Genomic DNA, 20,749 nt, shown 5'->3' with positions numbered 1-20,749 from the left:
AATTGAGGTTGATGATGAGCAGCACGCCGAAAGCGATGTTGCATGATGCTCGTACCCCGGTTCAGGCAATTGGAAGATATTCCCTTCATTCCTTTCCGTTGTGTCTAAAAGACGGACCGCGCGTGTTAGCACTCTCACGGCGTCAATTGGATGTGCTTGCCTTCATTGCCAGAGCTGAAGGGGACGTTGTTTCCAAGTCCGCGATTTTCGAGGCTGTCTGGCACGGAGCATTCGTAGAGCAGGGTAACCTTACTCAGTCGATTTACATGATTCGAAAGGCGATGGGTAAACTTCCGGACGGAAGTGAATTTATCCAAACAGTCTCAGGACATGGGTATCGACTTGCGGCAGCACTTCAAAATCCGGAGGTAGTTCAATCGTTTGTCGAGATGGCACCGTCACGAGTCTGCGATCGAGACCGTCTTCATTCCCAAGAGGGGCGCTTTCACCTGATGGTCGAATCCATTGGGAGTTACGCCCTCTACATGCTCGATTGCCGGGGGCAAGTCCGTTCATGGAATCTCGGCGCGGAGAGGATGAAGGGATACGCTGCAAGCGAAGTTTTGGCTCGCCACTTTTCCATGTTCTATCTGCCCGAAGATGTCGCAAAGCGGATCCCCGATCGCGAGATGTGGGAAGCCGCAGAATGCGGTCGATGCACAGGAGAGAACTGGCACCTAAAGAAGGATGGTGGCCGCTTCTGGGCAAGGTGTGAGATTTCCGGCATGCGTGGGCCTGATGGGAAGTTGCTGGGCTTCGCCAGGATCGTGTTTGACGCGACAGCAGAGAAAACACAGGCAGACAAAGCGCTTTGTATGGGCGCTCTCTGGAAACGCGAAAGGGATCGGCTGCATGCTGCGGCGGAGAGCAGCATGGATGCTCTGTTGATTTGTGAAACGGTCTTCGATGGAAAAGATGAGATAGACGACTTTATCTTCACCTACCTAAACTCAAACGCCAAGAAGTTGGTGATTTCTCACTCTGAATCGATAGCGGAATCGCGGATGAGTCAGTGCTTTCGCGGAAACTGGGATGTAGACCTGTTTGCGGAGTGTAAACGGGTGGCCTTAACAAATCACCCTTTCATTGCCCGATGTTCCTTTCAGGCGCACGACGTACCGTGCAGGTGGCTGCGGGTTCAGGTCGTTCGTATAGAGAATGGAGTTTTGATCACCGCGTCAGACATCACGGAACGAGATCTCTTCGAGCTGGGAGGAATGGATTGCGTATGGGTTGGCGGCAACGTGGTGTAAGTCGGGCCGCTGGTGTCAGCGCGAGCTGCCCGATGCCTTCGCAATCTTCTTGTCATAAAGAACTTTGCATCGCTCCACTATTCGTGTTCTTGATGTGAGTGAAGGGAAGGAGACGAAGTATGCCGGAGAATCACTTTATTAGGAATTCTGGGATCGCTTCCATTGACCTTGCTTTGTTGGGGCTTCCCATGTGCTGAATCTGACATCGGCGCAGGATATTGGTCGAGAAGCTGCGTTAAGGAGAGCCGAAGCTGTGAGGCGTTTGGGGTTCTTCGCGGCTCGCAGGACTGATCCGAGCGTAGGCTTCCCGCGGCAGCAAGGCCGCGACTATTTTCTAAAAGCCTCTAAGCAGTCATGACTCCGCGAGCGGCCAAGAGCGTCAACCTCGAGCGAAGAATACCCCACCCATAAGTGAGAAGGCCTGAAGAAGCCAGAAAGGGAGGAAAGCTGAAGGCCTTTCTCGTAGAAATTATCGATTCTGTCTTATGACGGGTTCTCCCCTTGACATTCGACAAGGGATGGAGGACGCTTGTGTCGAACGTCAAGGGGAGAGTTGATGGCGCCATCCACCGATCTGTTGCAGGGCACGCTTGATGTGCTCATTCTGAAAACACTCGCTCATGCTCCCATGCACGGCTGGGGGATCGCCTCGCGCATTCAACAAATCTCGGAAGATGTGCTGCAGGTGGGCCAGGGGTCGCTCTATCCAGCGCTGCACCGGCTGGAGTACAAGGGCTGGATTGAAGCATCGTGGGGTGCCTCCGACAACAACCGCCGCGCCAAATTCTATGCGCTGACGCCGGTTGGTAAGAAGCAGCTTCGGGCTGAAATTGAGCAGTGGACACGCTTAAGTGCAGCCGTCTCACTCATTCTTGGAGCTACTGCGGAGCAGTTCGCATGATTGCCGCAAGGTTGAGCCGCCTGCGCTTTTTCTTCCGGAAGCGTCCCTCCACAGAGGTTGAGGAGGAGATCCGTGCGCACCTGGCGGAGTCGATGGCCAACAAGATGGGGGCAGGGATGTCCCTGGTCGAAGCGCGTCGTCTGGCACTGATCGAGTTTGGCGGTATCGAGTCGGCGCGGGAGCAAGTCTACCGCCAGCATCCGCGGGCCTGGCTGGATACGCTGCGGCAGGATCTCCGCTTTGCCGCCAGGTCGCTGAAGCGTGATCGTGGTTTTACGACGATTGCGGTCTTGATCCTGGCTCTTGGCATGGGCGCGAATATAGCTGTCTTCAGCTTGGTGAACACGATCCTGCTGAGGCCGCTTCCTTTCCGCAATCCGGGGCAGGTTGTGTGGCTGCAGCCCGCCGAGGCGGGCGGTGGTCTGTCTGGTGCAACATACTCCTCCGACGCGTATGAGGATCTTCGCGATCGCAATCAGTCATTCAGCGGTGTCACTGGATACTTTGCATTTTCCGCGCCGAATAACCTGAAACTTACAGGCTCCGGTATTCCTACGCCGATCACAGGAATCGGTGTTATCCCGAATCTGCTGGATGTGCTGCAAGTGCCGCCACAACTCGGACGCGGCTTTCGCATGGAAGACGGACGCAAAGGTGCGTCGCCTGTGGTGATGCTGTCGCATGCCTTCTGGATGACCCATTTCCACGGGGATCGCGATGTCGTCGATCAGGCGATTTCCGTGGATGGTAAACCTGCAACGATCATTGGTGTGCTGCCTGCCGCCTTCGATTTCGGTGCTACGTTCTCGCCTGGCACGCGCGTCGATGTCCTCTCTCCGTTCAGTCTGGATGAGGGGCGAGACTGGGGTAACATCGTGACGCTTATCGCTCGCCTGAAGCCGGGCGTTACCACGCGGCAGGCTGAGGCCGAGTCAGCGACGCTGTTCCCGCAGCTTTACTGGAGCAAGAAACAGGCGGACAGCAAAGGAGGCTACAAGGCCGTAGCAGCAGTGCCCATGAAGGAGCACGTTGCCGGTCCACTGCGCCGCTCACTGTATGTCTTGTGGAGTGCCGTGGCGATGATTCTTCTGATCGTCTGCGTGAATCTATCGAACCTGCTGCTTGGGCGCGCTGCAACACGCAGTAAGGAGTTTGCGTTGCGCTTTGCCTTAGGTGCGAGTCGTCAACGCATCATTCGGCAACTGCTCACAGAGAGCCTCCTCCTCTCGTTTGCGGGCGCCGCGATTGGTATTGCGCTGGCTGCGGTTGTGACGCAGTGGCTGGCTCATCAGGGTTCACTGGCGTTGCCGCTGATCAGCGAACTGCGCATCGACATGCCCACGCTATTGTGGACGGTGCTGCTTGGCATCGGCGCGACACTGCTCTTTGGTGTTGTCCCCAGTCTTCGTATTACAGCGGATGCGAATCTGCAGGCGACGCTCAAGGACAGCGGTCCTGGAGCAAGCGAGGGGCGGAAGCACGAGGGCCTGCGGAATGCGCTGATCATCTCAGAGGTAGCGCTTGCCTGCGTGCTTGTCGTCGGAGCAGGTCTGTTGCTGCGCAGCTTTTTGAAGGTTATGGAGATTGATCTCGGTTTCCAGCCATCGCACGCCGCAACGATCTCAGTCGAAATGCCGGACCTGAAGACGGGGAAGGCCGGACCCTACTATCGGAATCTGCTGCAGCAGGTCAGTGCGATTCCTGGGATTCAGAGCGCCGGCATCGCTGACAACCTACCGCTCGCGCGTAATCGTACCTGGGGTGCTCCCGGCATCAAGGGCGTGCACTATGGCCCCAACGAGAGGATGCCGACATTCGTGTACATGATCACGCCCGGCTACATGGAGGCCATGGCCATGCATCTTCGCGGACGGGATTTCTCGTGGCAAGACGATGATGCAAGCGAGCCGGTCATCATCCTGAATGAGCGAGCTGCCCGGATGCTGTTTCCGAGTGGAGACGCTTTGGATCACATGGTTGATATGAGCGGAAAAGAACGCCGCATCGTCGGTGTTGTACCCGATGTTCACGAGACGGATGTCGAGGCGAGTTCCGCGTGGCAGGTTTACTTTCCCGTGTCGCAACTCTCCGACATGTCGGGGGTGGAACTGGTTGTGCGTAGCAATCTATCCGCGGCGACACTGCAGCCCACTTTGTTGAAGCTTCTTCGGCGCACTAACCCGGCGCAGGGCGCGGTGGACGTTCGGCCGATGCAGGCGTTGGTCGATCATTCCACTTCACCCCGTCGGTTTTTCGCATGGCTGGTCGGCTTGTTTGCTGCCTCCGGTGTCGTGCTCGCTTGCCTTGGCATCTACGGCGTCATCTCTTATTCGGTGACGCGACAGACGCAAGAGATTGGCATACGCATGGCTCTGGGCGCTAGTCCAGCTTCCGTCTTGCGCTCGGTTCTTCAGCGCACGCTTCGGCTTGCCGGCATCGGTATTGCCGTGGGCACCGTCGCGGCGATCCTCGTTGCGAAGGGTATTGCCGCAATGCTTTACGGAACAGAGGCGACTGATCCGATGACGTTCGCCGCCATGCTGGTGTCGCTCCTTGTGGTTTCACTCGCCGCCGGTTACTTTCCCGCTCGGCGAGCGGCACACATCAATCCTTTGGTCGCACTTCGAACACAGTAAGCAAGCTGAAATGCAGGGCGCAGCGATATCGGTCGCTGTGCCCTCTTTCATTTGTTTGCAAAATCAAGGTGTCCACGAATGGACACCTTGAATCGTGAATGGACACTTTCTCGCGGGCCGCGGTCACTTTCTGCCACGAATGCCAGCGAATCTGCGTATCTACTTTGGCTGCCACCGTGCACTAGGACACCGTACATGGATATCGTTCGACCCGATCTGAAACGAAAGAAGTTTCGTCGCAACGTCATCACTGCCTCAGTGGTAGCGATTCTCGTTGCCGTTGCTGTCCTTTTCCTTCTGCGGCTGAAGCCGGCTTCCCCCACGGTTGAGGGACCGGTGTTTACCGACGTTGTGAAGCGTGGCCCGATGCTGCGGCAGGTTCGCGGGCCCGGTACTTTGACGCCCCGCGAAGACCGGATTCGCCTGATACCGGCCGAGTCTGAGGCCACGGTGGTTCGGATCCGTGTGCTACCAGGCGCCGTCGTCCACGCAGACACCATCCTGATGGACCTGATCGACCCCGCGACCCAGCAACAACTAATGGATGCTCAGCTTCAGGTGCAGGCGGCGAAGGCAGATCTGAAGAACACCGAGGCAAAGCTGCAGAGCGACCTGATGACGCAGCGCGCGGCCGCCGCGACCGTGCGGCAGGACCAGCACCAGGCCAACCTGCAGGCGCAAACCGACAAGAACCTGCTCGATCTCGGCGTGATCAGCGGCTTGAAATACAACGAGTCACGCGGCAAGGCAGACGAGCTAAACACGCGCAATGACATTGAAGGGCAGCGGCTGCAGTTGAACCAGCAGGCCGTGAAGACGCAGATCGCGGTCCAGCAGGCGAAAGTAGAGCAGGCACAGGCGATGCTTGCACTGAAGCAGCGCCAGACGGATGCACTCAGCGTTCGTGCGGGAATTGACGGTGTTCTTGTCGACCTACCTCATCAGGTCGGCGAACACGTAGACGTTGGCACAACGTTGGCCAAGGTCGTGCAGCCCGATCAGTTGAAAGCATCCCTCAAAATCGCGGAAACGCAGGCGCGCGATATCCAGATTGGACAGCCTGCGGCGATTGATACGCACAACGGCATCATCGCCGGTCAGGTTACGCGGGTCGATCCTGCCGTGCAGAACGGAACCGTTACCGTCGATGTTGCGTTAACAGGATCATTGCCGCAGGGAGCACGCCCGGATCTGAGTGTGGACGGCACGATCGATTTGGATCGCCTCAACGATGTGATCTATGTCGGCCGTCCCGCGCAGGGGAACGAGAACAGCACGCTCAGTCTGTTCAAAGTTCTTCCTGACGGACGGACTGCCGTACGTACCTCAGTGCAGGTGGGACGTGCGTCGGTGAATGCAATCCAGGTGCTGGGCGGGCTGCAACCCGGCGACACCGTAGTGCTGAGCGACATGAGCAAGTGGGACAACAACGATCGCGTCCAGATCGAAAAACAGTGATCCGCGAATGGGAGAGCAACGCCATGACAGTAGCAGCGAACCAGTTGATTCACATCGAGGGGCTGACCAAGGTCTTCTATACAGACGAGATCGAAACGCATGCGCTCAGTGGTGTGCACCTTTCGATCGCACGCGGTGAGTACGTTGCCATGAGCGGCCCGTCCGGTTGCGGCAAGTCCACGCTGCTCTCCATCCTTGGTCTGCTCGACACGTCGACAGCCGGAGAGTACACGCTGAATGGTAAGCAGGTCGCAAATCTGAACTTCGCGGACCGCTCTCGTATTCGGAACCAGGAGATCGGGTTCATCTTTCAGAGCTTCAATCTCATTGGAGACCTGACGGTCTTTGAGAATGTTGAATTGCCCCTTACCTATCGGGCTGGAATGAATGCCTCTGAGCGGAAGGACCGTGTGGTGCAGGCGTTAGAGCGCGTGAACATGGCGCACCGACTCCGCCACTATCCCGCGCAACTGAGTGGAGGTCAACAGCAGCGTGTGGCTGTGGCACGTGCGCTCGCTGGATCTCCCAGCATCCTTCTCGCCGACGAACCGACCGGCAACCTTGATTCCAAGAACGGCGAAGCCGTTATGCGTCTGCTTGCCGATCTGCATGGCGAAGGAGCGACGATCTGCATGGTCACGCACGATCCCCGCTTCGCTGCGCACGCCGACCGCCAGGTTCACTTGTTTGACGGCAAGGTCGTAGCCGAAGGGGAACTGCAGCACCTGATCGCAGAGGCCGACCAGCAATACCAGGCCGGCTACCGCAATGGGAACGCTGTCCTCTAAAACGGACCCGCACCCATCCAGCAGCACGCATCCGGGGAGAGACTATGAACACGATCTTGCAGGACATCCGATATGGCATGCGGCGTTTACGTCGCTCGCCGGGGTTTGCGGCAACAGCGATTCTCACGCTGGCGCTGGGCATTGGTGCGACGACGGCAATTTTTACACTCACCTACCAGGTGCTGCTACGGTCGATGCCGGTCCAGCATCCGGAGCAGATCTACAAGGTGGGGAAGGAGATTGAATGCTGTGTCGACGGCGGATTGCAGAACGACTGGCGCATCTTCTCGAACGATTTGTACCGTTCTCTGCGTGACCAGGTGAGCGGTACGGACGGCATTCTCGCTGTGCAGGCCGGCACGCTCACCGTGACGGCTCGGCGCGCCGGTGACAATGGGGCACAGTCGCTGGACGCTCGGGCAGTCTCTGGAAATTACTTCCAGGTGTTAGGTGTGCAGCCATCTCTTGGAAGGTTGATCACGCCCAATGATGACCAGGAAGGTGCGCCGCCCGTGGTGGTGTTGAGTCACGCCATCTGGCAAGCCAAGTTTCATTCCGATCCGTCGATCGTCGGCCAGGCACTGCTGATGGCAGGGCGACCGGTCACGGTCGTTGGTGTCGCAGCAGAAAACTTTCTGGGAGAGCGAAACGCTGCCGACCCTGCCGGAGTGTGGTTCCCGCTTGCGCATGAACCGTTGCTGGAACCGGAACGAAAGCTGGCGCTGATGCCGAACTCCCACTGGCTGGATCTGTTAGCTCGCATTCCCGACAGCAAGCAAGTGCCGCTCATCCAGAAGTCGATACAGGTCCAGCTTGTCCGGTGGTTGCGGGCGCATCGTGAACCGAGCGACCACACTACGGAAGCAGAATTTGCAAAGCAGACGACGGAGCTCGCCCCTGCGGCAAGCGGCATCAATGACCTTGGCGATCAGTACAAGAGCAGCCTCAACATGCTGATGATGATCGCTGGATTCGTCCTGCTGATTACGTGCGCCAACCTCGCCAACCTGATGCTTGTCCGCGGTATGGCGCGCAGCCAGGAACTGAGTGTCCGCACCGCGTTAGGGGCGCCGCGCTCCCGGCTGATTCGGCAGATGCTGGTCGAATCGTTGCTTCTCTCTCTACTAGGCGGACTGCTCTCTTTGCTCGTCGCTTATGGTGGCGTCAAGGGCATGCTCGCACTCCTTATGAAGGACGTGCAGATCAATCCGCTCCAGGCGTCTCCATCCATTCCGGTGCTGCTCTTTGCTCTGGGGGTCTCGCTCCTCACCGGAGTTTTGTTCGGCATTGCACCGGCCTGGATCGCTACCGCCGCAAATCCTGCGGAAGCCCTACGCGGGGCCAACCGCAGCACAACTGATTCGAGTGCCCGACCACAAAAGGTGCTGGTCATTCTGCAGGCTGCGCTGTCTGTTGCGCTTCTGAGTTCCGCAGGGCTGCTCATCGCAAGCCTGCGGAACCTGGAGCGGCAGGACTTCCACTTTCAGCCGAAGGGGCGGCTCATCGCCTTTATCGACATCCAGGCGTCAGGCATGCCGTATGAGCGGCTCGATGGGCTGTACCGCCAACTGGATCAGGCGTTCCAGGCTGTTCCCACTCTGCATGATTTTTCTTATGCAACTTATAGCCCCATGAGCGACAACAACTGGGGCAGTGGTGTCGCGCTTCCGGGTCAAGACCCATCGGTGCGCAATCAGGGTGCAAGCTATGACGCAGTGAGCCCGCATTTCTTTGACGCGCTCGGAACCCGCATCTTACTGGGCCGGGGAATCACCGATCACGACACCGTTTCCAGTACTCATGTCGCCGTGGTCAACAAACGTTTCGTGGATAAGTATCTTCAGGGCAAGCAGGTCATTGGAGCGCACTTCGGCCCAACTCTGGACCTGGCGCACGAGTTTGAGATCGTTGGCGTTGTCGATGATTCCAAGTACCGCGACCCGAGGGGCGAGGTACGAGGCATGTACTTCCTGCCCATGACACAGATCGTCGATTTCTCACACGTGAATGCGTCGGCGGCAACTATCCAGGATGCCCAACTGAGTCAGCGCTTTTTTCATTACGCCACCGTGCTGATCGTGCGGTATGACGGGGATGCGGCGACGGCTGCCAACACGATGCGTCGCACCTTCCAGTCAGTGAACTCTGATATTCCAATTGCTCAACTGCTGAACTATTCCGATCAGGTCAGCAATCACTTTACGCAGGACGAAACAGTCGTGCGGCTGACTATAGTCTTTGGAGTCCTGGCACTCATACTTGCTTCGCTCGGCATCTACGGAGTCACGGCCTATACGGTTGGCCGCCGTACCAGTGAGATTGGCATCCGCATGGCATTGGGAGCGGACCGCAGCCATGTCCTCATGATGATTCTCCGCGGCGCAATGCAGCAGACCATCCTTGGGCTGCTCATTGGCATCCCGGTCGCGCTGGCTGCAGGTCACCTGTTGCAGTCGCAGCTGTACGGCGTAAAGGGCTGGAATCCGCTGCCGCTTGCCGTCTCAAGCATTCTGCTTTTGCTGAGTGCTCTGGTCGCAGGCGTGGTTCCGGCGCGGCGAGCTTCTTCCATCGAACCGATGCAGGCACTTCGCGCTGAGTAAGCCTCTTAACTGTTTCCTGTCATCAGAAAGCGAGTACCACCGCCGCATGAGATCTGCTCTTAGAAACCCGGGAAGGACAGCCGCTACCGCGACTCTTCTTTTCTTTACATCTCAGTCGTTTGCTCAGGCGGTGGCTCCCTCACAAGGTGCGACGTTGCAGGCGCCTCAGCCTTCCACGCCGCTGACGCTTCCACACTCGCATAACCCGCTTGCTACTTACCGTCCTGCCAGCGTGCCTGCAGCGAATCTTTCAAATTCTCCACGGATCGATGCTTTGATGCATAACGGAGTTCTTGAATTATCGTTGGCCGATGCCATCGCTCTCTCGCTCGAGAATAACCTGGACCTGGCGATTGCACGCTACAACATCCCCATCGCCGAAGCGGATATTGAACGCACCAAGGCCGGCGGCAGCACACGCGGTGTGAATACGGGCGTAGTGCAGAATACCCCCGGGGGCAATGGTGTTGGCGGTTTCGGGTCCAGTTCCACGGGCGCGGGCGCGGGCGGCACCAGTGGAGGAGCCGGCGGCGCGGGCACAGGCGCGTCAGGCCTGGTGCAGTCCACACTCGGCAGCGGTACGGCAGTTAACTCGTACGACCCCATCCTCACCGGCAGTGCAAACGTTCAACATTCCACGAGCCCTCTGTCGAACCTTACGATCTACGGCGTTCCAACGCTTCGCGATAACAGCATCAACGGCACCATCGGTTATCAGCAGTCCTTCAGCACGGGGACGACAGTTTCGTTTACTTATCAAGGAAACAGGCAGACAACAAATAGTCCCTATAGTTTTCTGAACCCGACATTAAATTCCCAGTTCAATTTCGGGATCAATCAACCCTTGCTGGCCGGATTCGGACGTGGCCCGAATCTTCGCTACCTGCGCATTGCGCGAAACAACAAGAAGATTTCGGACGAGGCATTTGAACTACAGGTCATCAGCACGATCACACAGGTGGCGAACCTTTACTGGGATCTCGTTGCTGCCTTTGAAGATGAGCAAGTCAAAGAGCGGACGCTGGGTTTCGCGAATGACACCCTGGATCTCGGTCGGAAACAGCTTGCATTGCAGGCAATCCCCGCACTCGATGTCACGAAGGATGAGGGCGAAGTCGCTCGCGCAGAGGGCGATCTTACGATCGCAAAGTCCGTGCTGCAGTTTCAAGAGTTGCTGATGAAGAATGCGCTCACTCGAAATCTGGACGATCCGACGTTGGAAGTCATGCCCGTTCATCCCACGGACCTGAGTGCGGTTGCGGCGGACAGTGCGCAGGAGGTACAGGCACCCACCGAAATCATCATTAATGACGCGCTTTCTCGCAGGCTCGAACTTAAGATCTCCAGCATCAATCTGAAAAATCGTGACATCAGCCGCGATGCCGTGAACAACGCACTCCTGCCCGCCGTGAATCTCGTCGGTCAGTACGGTGGCGTTGGTCTTGCCGGACTCACGAATCCTGCTTCGACTGGCGGCGTTGTGTCCACCGTTCCAACGGGATACGGTGGCTCCTTCACCAACACCTTCAACAACAGCGCGCCAAACTACTATGTCGGTCTGAACGTGAATGTGCCGATACGCAACCGTCAAGCCAAGAGCGACCAGTATCGTTCGGAGTTGGAGACCTGCCAGGCCGAGATCCTGGTGCAGCAGCAGCGGAAGCAGATCCGCATTGAAGTCCGTAACGCTCAATACGCGCTGCAGCAGGCGCAGGCACGCGTGGCCGCAGCCGCGAAAGCGCGTGATCTTGCGGCAAAGACCTTCGACATCACCGGCAAGGAGCAACAGCTCGGCGCAGGATCAGCGCAGGATACGCTGCTTGCGCGACAGGCACTCGCATCCGCCGAGTCTGCCTTGGTCGCAGCACGAACGGCCTATCAAAAATCGCGCGTCGAGCTGCAGCGCGCAATCGGAACAACATTGGACGATAATGGCGTTTCAGTGGCCTCGGCACGCGTCGGTACCCAGACGTCCCAGGTCATTGCGCCGCAACCCTGAGCGGTTCGCTGAATCTATGAACGCAGAGCCTTCATCACGACGCCATCATGCAGGTGACAACAACTCACCTCGATGTCGCTTACTCATCGCCGACGACCAGCCTTACATCCTTGAGGCGTTGGCGATGTTGCTGCGCGCGGAAGGTTATGTTGTCGATGCGGCGCGGTCGCCTGCGCTGGTGCTCAAATATCTCGAAGACACCGAGTATGACGCGTTACTTATCGATCTGAATTACACACGTGACACCACCAGCGGTGGGGAAGGACTTCAGTTACTCGATACCATCCGTCAAGGGTGCGGTAGCAACAGCGAGAGACTGCCGATCCTTGTTATGACGGCATGGGCCAATGTCGATCTTGCCGTAGAGGCCATGCGTCGGGGCGCCAGCGACTTTGTGCAGAAGCCGTGGGAAAATGCTCGTCTTCTGGCGATCGTTAAAACTCAGATCGACCTCTACCATGCGCATCGCCGCACTCTGCTGCTCGAAGCAGAGAATCGGATCCTGCGCGCGGAGGGAAGCGCTGAGTTCATCGCAACCGCTCCCGCGATGCGTTCGGTACTGGAACTGATGCACCGCATCGGCCCTTCGGACGCGAACGTGCTCATCACGGGTGAGCACGGTACCGGCAAGGAAGTGGTCGCTCAAACCCTCCATCAACTTTCGCTGCGTGCTGGCAAGACGCTGGTCGCAGTCAATACCGGAGCGCTGCCGGACGGCACGTTTGAGAGTGAGCTCTTCGGCCATGTGAAGGGAGCGTTCACGGACGCGCGCGCCGATCGCATTGGACGCTTCGAACTCGCCAGTGGGGGCACTCTTTTCCTGGACGAGATCGCGAACATTCCGCTGCGGCAACAGGCGAAACTGTTGCGCGTCATCGAATCGGGACAGTTGGAGCGTGTCGGATCATCTGTCACGCGCAACGTTGACGTAAGAATGCTCTCGGCAACCAACGCCAACCTCGCGGAGGAGACAGCAGCCGGACGGTTTCGCGAGGATCTCTTCTTCCGCCTCAACACGGTGGAGATTAGACTGCCGCCTTTGCGTGACCGGCGTGAAGATATCCCAGCGCTGGCAGCACACTTCCTGGCCCGCTACGCTGCACGCTACCGCCGACCTGTCGAAGGTTTCGAAGCCGGCGCATTGCAACAGTTGCTGCAGTATGTCTGGCCGGGCAACGTGCGCGAACTGAACCACACGATGGAACGCGCCGTGTTGATGGCGCGCGGCACGCGGATTGCAGCAAGTGAACTCGGCCTCCATCAGAGCGTTCGGCAGGGCAGCTCGAATCTGGATGACATGAGTCTCGAAGAGGTCGAGGCTGTCCTTGTTCGAAAGGCCCTTGCCCGAAACTCCGGCAACGTTAGTCATGCCGCCGAGGCGCTTGGCCTTAGTCGCGGAGCGTTGTATCGTCGCATGGAAAAGCATGGACTCTGATCTTCAAGGCGCAGCTATCACGCCGCCTGTTCCACAAAACGGCACAAGTCGCCGGCGGATGCCCCTGGGCCGAAGGCGAAACAAGCTTAGCTATGAGCGGCGACTACGACTCTGGATAACGTTCTCGTCGCTCCCGGCGCTTCTCACTGTCACCACGTGGTGCTTTCATCAGCAGTTCAACTGGCCACTTCTGACCACATGTTTGTCGGTCGCGTTTGGTGCTTGGCTCTTCGTCACGTCGTTCTTTTTCGAGAGCATGACGCGCCCGTTGCAGACTCTCTCGAACATCGTGTCCTCACTGCGTGAGGAGGATTACACCTTTCGTGCCCGCGGAGCACGGCGCGGCGACTCGATGGGTGACCTGGCGCTTGAGATCAACGCCCTCGCCAGCACATTGCAGCGTCAACGCAACTCTGCCCTGGACGCGCTCGCTCTCGTGGACAGCGTCATTTCCTCAATGCCCGCACCACTGCTTGCCTTTGACGCTTCGGGAAGACTTCGCCTGCTCAATAACGCTGCCGAACGAGCGTTGCATCTTCACCCCCGCTCTGCGCTAGGACAAGATGCATCACAGCTCAAACTCAGTGCGCTCACAGGTCTTCGCGATGGAGAGGTCTATGCGCCAGAAGATGATGGTCGCACGGCCTTAGAAGGATCTCCCGTTCGCTGGTCTGTCCGTCGCTCTACCTTCCGCCTTCAAGGCGTACCACATACGCTCTTCGTGCTCAGCGACGTTGCGGCTGCACTGCGGGAAGAGGAGCGCCTCGCATGGCAGCGCCTGATACGCGTCCTGGGACACGAGATCAATAACTCGCTGACTCCGATCAAATCCATCGCATCCATGTTGCGATCCCGGCCCATCCCCTTCGGGAACAGCAACCACACCACGCAAGATCTGTACGAGTTCCAGCGCGGTCTCGTTGTGATTGAGGATCGCGCGGACTCACTCAATCGTTTCTTGCAGGCCTATCAACAGTTATCGCGTCTACCCCAACCGCGCATGACAGAAGTCGATCTCATGACCTTAGTCGAGCAAACGACGCCGTTGGAGACGAGAGCCGCGGTGCGGGTGCTTCCTTCTCCCGACATTGTGATCCAGGGTGACCCGGACCAGCTACAGCAAGTACTTATCAACCTGCTGAAGAATGCAGCCGAAGCTTCGATCCATACGGAAGCCGCAGACGATGCCGCATTCATCGATCTAAGTTGGACGATCGATGGGGCGTCGCTATCGCTACACATCGTTGATAACGGTGCGGGTTTAGCAAACCCCGAGAACCTTTTCGTACCGTTCTACACCACAAAGGAGCACGGAACGGGCACAGGGCTGACACTGTCAAGGCAGATCATCGCTGCACATGGTGGAGCACTGTCTTTGAGAAATCGGCAAGATTCTACGGGCTGTATCGCCGAAATCTCTCTTCCAATTCAAGCCCGCAGTGACAATAATGAGGTGTTCTAGGGTGAACAGCAAAAGGGCCAAGGCTGCAAGGCACCGGTGGTAGTTCGAAACTACCCTCATAACGTCCGCGAGTCAGGAGATACTTGAGCTTCTCGTCTATGCCTTCACAGCGAAACGCAGATTCCGTGCTCTCAATAGTTCCGCATGCTGCACGAAGTCTCCGCTATGGTCGATGCCATCGATTGACAGGGAAGCACGGTACGGCTTCGTAGCCGGATCTCCCACCGATTCGATCTTCACGGTCTTCCCCTTCAGCCCCAGGCGCACCTCTGCGGACCTCCATAGAGGGGAGCCGAGCATCCATTGCGGTTTGCCCGGGCACAGTGAATACAATCCCAAAGAACTCAGAACATACCATGCGGCCATAGCGCCAGTGTCTTCATCACCGCAGAAGTCTTCCGGAGAGTAGAGATCGGTAAGAACTCTGCGTACCCATTTCTGAGTAAGGTCTGGGCGCCCTCCGATCGTGAACATGTACAGGATGTGGTGGGAAGGCTGGTTGCTATGTGCGTATTGTCCAAATCGCACAGCAGCCATTTCGCTCATCTCGTGGATCTCCTGATGGTAGACACCGACCTCAAATCGAGGTTCCTGCTCCACGCACTTGACGAGTTCGTTGACGAAGACTTCCTTACCCCCGAAAGCCTCCATCATCGCTTCTGGTTCGTGCGGAACGCTCCATCGGTGCTGCCACGCACAGCCCTCTACATACGGTGATCCCCATTGGTACTCGCGAAAGTTCGGAACCCAGGAGCCATCGGAGTTCTTGCCGCGGAAGAACTTTGTGTCCTGATCGAATAGAAGCCGCCAGTCGCGCGAGCGCTTTGCAAACATCGCCGCGTCGTCCGCGTGTCCGAGCTTTGTTGCGATCTGTCCGATGCAAAAGTCACCGTAGTGCGCATCGAGTGATTCGACGCATGCCTGCTCGACCAGATCGTTCGGAACGAACCCAAGTTTTGCGTACGCTGCTTGTCCGCGCCGTCCGTATCCTTTTGCGGGATCACCGGGCTGTGTGGCGTGTTTCTTCAGCAATTGGTATGCGGCTTCCTTGTTGAAGCCTGGGATGTCCTTCACCACCGCATCGGCGAACAACGAATCGATCAACGACCCTGTCATGCATGCACGATATCCCGGGCAAGGGAACTGGGGCATCCATTCTCCCTCGGTACCGGCGTTGACCCAGCTTTGCAGGATCTCGCCCAGCTTTTCCGGATATAGCAGGGTCATCATCGGATACCACGCTCGATACACGTCCCAGTACCCGTGGTCTGCATACATCACGCCCGGTGTGGACTTGCCCGTGTATGGGCTCATATGCACGGTCTTTCCGTCGACATCGATCTCGTGCCAGGTGCGAGGAAAGAGCAGAGTTCTGAAGAGGCAGGAATAGAACGTCCGCATCTGCTTCTCGCTGGCACCCTGGATCTTCACTGCCGACAGGTGCTCTTCCCACATTGATTTTGTCTTCGCCTGGACTGCGTCGAAGGTGCTCGATCCAACCTCGGTGTCGATGTTGCGCTCAGCCTGCTCAAATGACAGGAACGAGTGGGCGACCGCTATCTCCGCCTGTGTAGCGTGTAAGTGAATCAGACCGACTACGCTGGCCGCGTTGTTTCGTCCGGTCCCTGCCGCCTTTAATTCTTTCTGCTCGAACGTAGCGCCTGCTACACCGACGCGAAGTACATAAAACGTCGCGAAGCCAGCGGGCGTTCCTCCGACATTCGCCGATGTCTTCCACCGCAGCACACCCTTGTTGCCATCCCAGGTGAACTCGGCGCCAGGCTCGGGCACATCAATGAGCAGCGAGATTGGCTCGCCGTGACGGCTGATTGTGCGTAGCACGGCACCGCGGCATGTCGGTGTAAGCTCTGCGTCCAACCCGTAGCGAAGCAGGTTCATCTTGAAGCCATACGGATGCGCCACGAGTTCACTCGGTCGATACGATGAGGCGCGAGCACTTGCACGCACTTCTGGCTCGCCCGTCACCGGCATGATGGTGGACCAGCCATAATCGCCAAGCCAGGGACTAAGTTGGTGCGTGCATCGGAAGCCCTGGATCCGCTGGTCCTCTGGCGCGAACATCCACGGGGATCCACCTCTGGATTCGAGCGTCCAGTGCGCCATTCCAAATGGCTCAGCAACGATCGGTAGCGTATTTCCCCGCGAAAACTGAGGATTTGAATGAGTGCCTTGCAGCACATTGACGTAGTCGCTCAGAGGCAGCAAAGGCTTCGGCGATCGGTCCGCAGGCTTCTGCGCAATCCCATTTGTGGCAGGAAGTGTGGGAGCTGCGGCTGCGGCCGCTAATGCGCCACTGCCCTTCAGGAACTGACGTCGCGTTGCTGCCATCGGATCGAATCTCCAGCGGTGCCTTGGTGAGAGCACGAGGTGATGATACGCAATACGGGATCATGAGCGATATGGTCAGTGCGGCTCGCGCATAAAACACTCAGTCCAGGACGGCTCATGCCACGTCGGCGTTTCTCAACATTGTTGCCGTCTGTGGAGTCGTTGGGTCCAAGGGAGAGCTTGACGTCACTGTCGCCTATTTTCCTTTCACACCGTGTTGAAGACGAATCGCCTCTCTGTCGAGGAAGATGGGCCTACGTCTGTCTTCATTGCGGAATGATCCGCAGTGAACGGTGGCCGGATGACCAAAACCATAAGTCTCCTCGTTGACGCGCCGTTCGGTGCCATCGTTTTAATGGAAAGGCCTCCTCATGTCATTTTCAAGCCGGCGCTCTTTGCAGGCGCTGCTCTTCGCTGCAGTGCTTCCAACCCCGTTTTACGCACAATCCGTGACTGCGACCGTAACTGGCACAGTCCACGATCCCTCGGGTGCGTTGATTCAGAACGCGTCGGTAACGGTGACAGACCTCGGTACGAATACCAGCCAGACTGTTACCGCAAACAAAGACGGCGAGTACACCGTCGTGAACCTCGCACCATCCAGCTATCAAATTGAAGTGGATGCAGCAGGATTCCAGCACTACAAGCAGCGTGGCATCACGCTCAATGTCTCGCAGAATGCAAGAATCGATGTGGGCCTGTTGCCCGGCGCGGCGAGCAGCGTTGTCACGGTGGAAGCAGATGCAAATGCAATCGACACGACGGACGTCACCATTTCGTCTGTTGTGACCGGCTCCGAGATCCGGAACCTTCCGCTGAATTCTCGCAATCCCTATTCTCTGATCGCACTGACGCCTGGTTTTGCAGGTTCGGTCGGTAACAATTACAACTCAGTCGGCTATTCCATCAACGGCACGCGCCAAGGCTACACCGACGTCCTTGTGGACGGCATTCCTGGTGGATTTCCCACGGTCAACGGCAACTCAGGCGTGGGTGTCTTCCCATCCGTTGACGCGATCAACCAGTTCCGTGTGCTGGGACAGAATTATCCCGCAGAGTTTGGCCGCAGCCTAGGCGGCATCCTGAACACTGCCTTTAAGAGCGGCACAAACCGCTTCCACGGCACGCTCTTCGAATTCGCGCGCAATTCTGCTTTGGACGCGAACGACTACTTCTCCAATCGCAACAAGCGGGCGCTGCCTACCTTCCAGCGTAATCAGTTTGGCGGCGTGCTGAACGGCCCCATTCTTCGCGATAAGCTCTTTTTCCTGGTCTCGGCAGAGCTGTTACGCGCTTCGCAGGCCACGCAGACCACGGCATCTGTACCGACATTGCTCCAGCGCCAGGGAGACTTCTCGCAAACCTTCACCTCTGCGGGTGCGCTCGTACAGATCTACGATCCTTTCACCACGCGGTCGAACGGATCAGGCGGCTATGTACGTACCCCCTTCGCCGGCAACGTCATTCCCAAAGCTCGTCAGAGCCGCGTCGCACAGACGTGATGAACTACTACCCGCTGCCCAACATCGCAGGAGACCCTCGCACGGGGCAGAACAACTTCTTCGCCACCAGCACACAGGACAACCGCATCGACAGCTGGGACGTTCGACTGGATGCTCGACTGCCGCACAACCAGACATTGTTCGGCCGCTACTCCGACCGCTTTTACGATGACAACCCACAGCCCTTCTTTCCGACCGCGATCACACAGGCAGAGAACCGGATCGAACAGCGCAACTGGATGCGCAACTTTGTCCTCGGCTACACGGCTACGCCGAAGGCCAGTCTGGTGTATGACGTTCGCCTCGGCTTTGCTCGCGCGTTGTACGACTACCTCAACGCAGGCCTCGGCTTCCAGGCGAGCGACCTGGGCTTGCCCGCGTCCGTCGTGAACGGCGGCGGCCTTCCAGTCTTTCCGGTCGTGACGGCAAGCAGCTATGTGCAGCTTGGCAATGGAGACAATCGCCACAACGCCTTTATGTCCTACAGCCTGTTGCAAAGCCTGACATGGCTGAAGGGAAATCACGTGGTGAAAGCGGGCCTGGATGCACGCATGATCCGCGTGAACGATCGTGAGACACGCGACACATCCGGCAACTATGCATTTACCAACGGCTTCACGCAGGGTCCCAATCCGAACGCGGCGAGCACGGCAGCGGGAAACAGCATCGCGTCGATGCTGCTTGGCACGGGAACGGGAGACCTCATTCAGAACTTTAAAGATGCCGCGACTCAAAGCTTTTACTACGGCGCTTACCTGCAGGATGATTGGCGCATCATGCCCAAGCTGACGCTGAGTATGGGGTTGCGCTATGACCTGGATACACCGCGGACGGAACGCTATAACCGCACGAATTTCTTTGATCCGAATGTTGCGTCACCGGCCCTCGCGCAGGCGTCTGGTCTGTCCGGTCTCAAAGGCGGCCTGGTCTTCGTTGGAGTCGGTGGGCAGGATCGGCACCAGTACTCGACGGACGCGAACAACTTCGCGCCTCGCGTCGGTCTCGCTTACTCCGTCGACAAGAACACCGTGATCCATGCGGGGTTTGCCATGGTGTACGGACCGTCAGCGCAGGCAGCCGCCGGCACCATTGGACCGTTCGGCTTCCGCGTGCAGAATGACTGGGTTGGTTCACTGGACGGCATTACGCCATTGAACACGCTCGATAACCCTTTCCCGAATGGCTTCCAGCCCGCACCGGGCGCCGCACAGGGTGTTGCGACCGGTGCTGGGGGACAGATCCAAGGTGTGTTGCGAAACACGCCCACGCCCTACACAGAGCAGTACACAATCAACGTCGATCGGGAACTGCCTGGAAAGCTCCATGTTCAGGTGGGCTACGTGGGCAATCACGGGGTAAAGCTTCAGCAGAGCCGCGAAGGCGGCATTGACTTCAATCAGCTTCCTGTTTCGGCGTTGGCACTTGGGGCGACTTTGAACGATCTGCTGCCGAACCCTTTCTTCGGCACCATCACGCGCGGTGCACTCTCCGCGGCACGCGTCAGCCGTGCCCAGTTGCTGCGTCCTTACCCGCAATTCACCAGCGTGCAACCGCTCTTTATGACAGGAGCGCAGACGAAGTACAACGCCCTGCAGATCCAGCTCGAAAAGCGGATGAGCTTCGGCCTGGAGGTGAGAGGCAACTATGTCTACTCCAGATCGCGCGACTCAAACGTAACCCACCAGGACAGCTACAACCCGATGTACGACTACGCCATCGCCTCACAGGACGTTCCGCACCGCGTGGTTCTTGCCTACACCTACGAACTCCCCGTCGGCGTGGGCCGATCCTTCGGCACGAACATGAACCGGGCGGTGGACGCACTCATTGGGGGGTGGCAGGTGAACGGCATCACCACACTGCAGAGTGGAACACCACTGCAGGTCACTGCCAGCAATACCTCCGGCCTCGGCAACCCGACGCTGTATGCCAACTGGAACGGCTCAAACCCAACACTTGGCGGCGACATCCACGACCGTCTGACCCGTTCGTTCGATACGTCCGCTTTCACCCAGCCTGCGGCCTTCTCGCTCGGCAACGCACCCGCGTATATTGCGCAGCTCCGTTCGCCTCGCCTGGTGACAACGGACTTCTCGTTGTTCAAAGCCTTCCACCTGCGCGAGACCATGCAGCTGCAGTTACGCGCGGAAGCCTTCAACGTCTTCAACCACGTGCAATTCGGCGCACCCAACACCAGCGTCAACTCCACTGCGTTTGGCACCATCACATCACAGGCCAACACGCCGCGGCAGCTTCAGTTCGGGGCGAAGTTGCTCTTTTAAAGGATCCCAACCTGAACGGCCTCACCATGGTGAGGCCGTTTTCACTTGGAGAGAAGCGGACTCACCTCCGGCGACAACCTCAGT

The 20,749-nt window shown here is 57.9% G+C and carries 10 protein-coding genes and 1 pseudogene; 10 read left to right on the top strand and 1 reads right to left on the bottom strand.

What is annotated here, in order from left to right:
- The first annotated feature begins 11 nt into the window (after positions 1-11).
- From TERRO_RS22020 to TERRO_RS09985, 9 genes are all read left to right on the top strand, one after another.
- Positions 12-1,253, top strand: a complete 1,242-nt coding sequence (locus tag TERRO_RS22020) for a PAS domain S-box protein (RefSeq protein WP_157178314.1) — start codon at positions 12-14, stop codon at positions 1,251-1,253.
- Positions 1,254-1,809: 556 nt separating this feature from the next.
- Positions 1,810-2,154, top strand: a complete 345-nt coding sequence (locus TERRO_RS10020) for a PadR family transcriptional regulator (protein WP_014785885.1) — start codon at positions 1,810-1,812, stop codon at positions 2,152-2,154.
- The gene (locus TERRO_RS10015; RefSeq protein WP_014785884.1) at positions 2,151-4,790 is read left to right on the top strand and encodes an ABC transporter permease; all 2,640 of its coding nucleotides are present in this window, start codon (positions 2,151-2,153) and stop codon (positions 4,788-4,790) included. Before TERRO_RS10020 ends, TERRO_RS10015 begins: the two co-directional genes overlap by 4 nt.
- 195 nt (positions 4,791-4,985) lie before the next feature.
- Positions 4,986-6,248 (top strand): efflux RND transporter periplasmic adaptor subunit, encoded by a 1,263-nt coding sequence (locus TERRO_RS10010; protein ID WP_014785883.1) that lies wholly within the window; start codon positions 4,986-4,988, stop codon positions 6,246-6,248.
- A 23-nt stretch (positions 6,249-6,271) separates the two neighbouring features.
- Positions 6,272-7,036, top strand: a complete 765-nt coding sequence (locus TERRO_RS10005) for an ABC transporter ATP-binding protein (protein WP_014785882.1) — start codon at positions 6,272-6,274, stop codon at positions 7,034-7,036.
- A 44-nt stretch (positions 7,037-7,080) separates the two neighbouring features.
- A complete protein-coding gene (locus TERRO_RS10000) occupies positions 7,081-9,636 on the top strand; it encodes an ABC transporter permease (RefSeq protein ID WP_014785881.1) in 2,556 nt (851 codons plus the stop codon).
- 304 nt (positions 9,637-9,940) lie between these two features.
- Positions 9,941-11,635, top strand: a complete 1,695-nt coding sequence (locus TERRO_RS09995) for a TolC family protein (protein ID WP_014786158.1) — start codon at positions 9,941-9,943, stop codon at positions 11,633-11,635.
- Positions 11,636-11,651: 16 nt separating this feature from the next.
- Positions 11,652-13,070, top strand: a complete 1,419-nt coding sequence (locus tag TERRO_RS09990; RefSeq protein ID WP_014785879.1) for a sigma-54-dependent transcriptional regulator — start codon at positions 11,652-11,654, stop codon at positions 13,068-13,070.
- Positions 13,060-14,532: a sensor histidine kinase gene (locus TERRO_RS09985; protein ID WP_169315297.1), complete on the top strand. Its 1,473-nt coding sequence runs from the start codon at positions 13,060-13,062 to the stop codon at positions 14,530-14,532. Before TERRO_RS09990 ends, TERRO_RS09985 begins: the two co-directional genes overlap by 11 nt.
- A 96-nt stretch (positions 14,533-14,628) precedes the next feature.
- Here TERRO_RS09985 and TERRO_RS09980 read toward each other — a convergent pair whose 3' ends face one another.
- Positions 14,629-16,881: a GH92 family glycosyl hydrolase gene (locus TERRO_RS09980; protein ID WP_014785877.1), complete on the bottom strand. Its 2,253-nt coding sequence runs from the start codon at positions 16,879-16,881 to the stop codon at positions 14,629-14,631.
- Between the two features lie 371 nt (positions 16,882-17,252).
- On the opposite strand from TERRO_RS09980, the pseudogene TERRO_RS09975 reads away from it, so the two are divergent.
- Positions 17,253-20,665 (top strand): annotated as a pseudogene (locus TERRO_RS09975) (TonB-dependent receptor domain-containing protein).
- Positions 20,666-20,749: the final 84 nt, after the last annotated feature.

The sequence above is a fragment of the Terriglobus roseus DSM 18391 genome (genome assembly GCF_000265425.1).
GTDB classification, from domain to species: domain Bacteria; phylum Acidobacteriota; class Terriglobia; order Terriglobales; family Acidobacteriaceae; genus Terriglobus; species Terriglobus roseus.
Note: the sequence above shows the minus strand (reverse complement) of the source record. Positions and strands in the feature narration are given on the sequence as shown.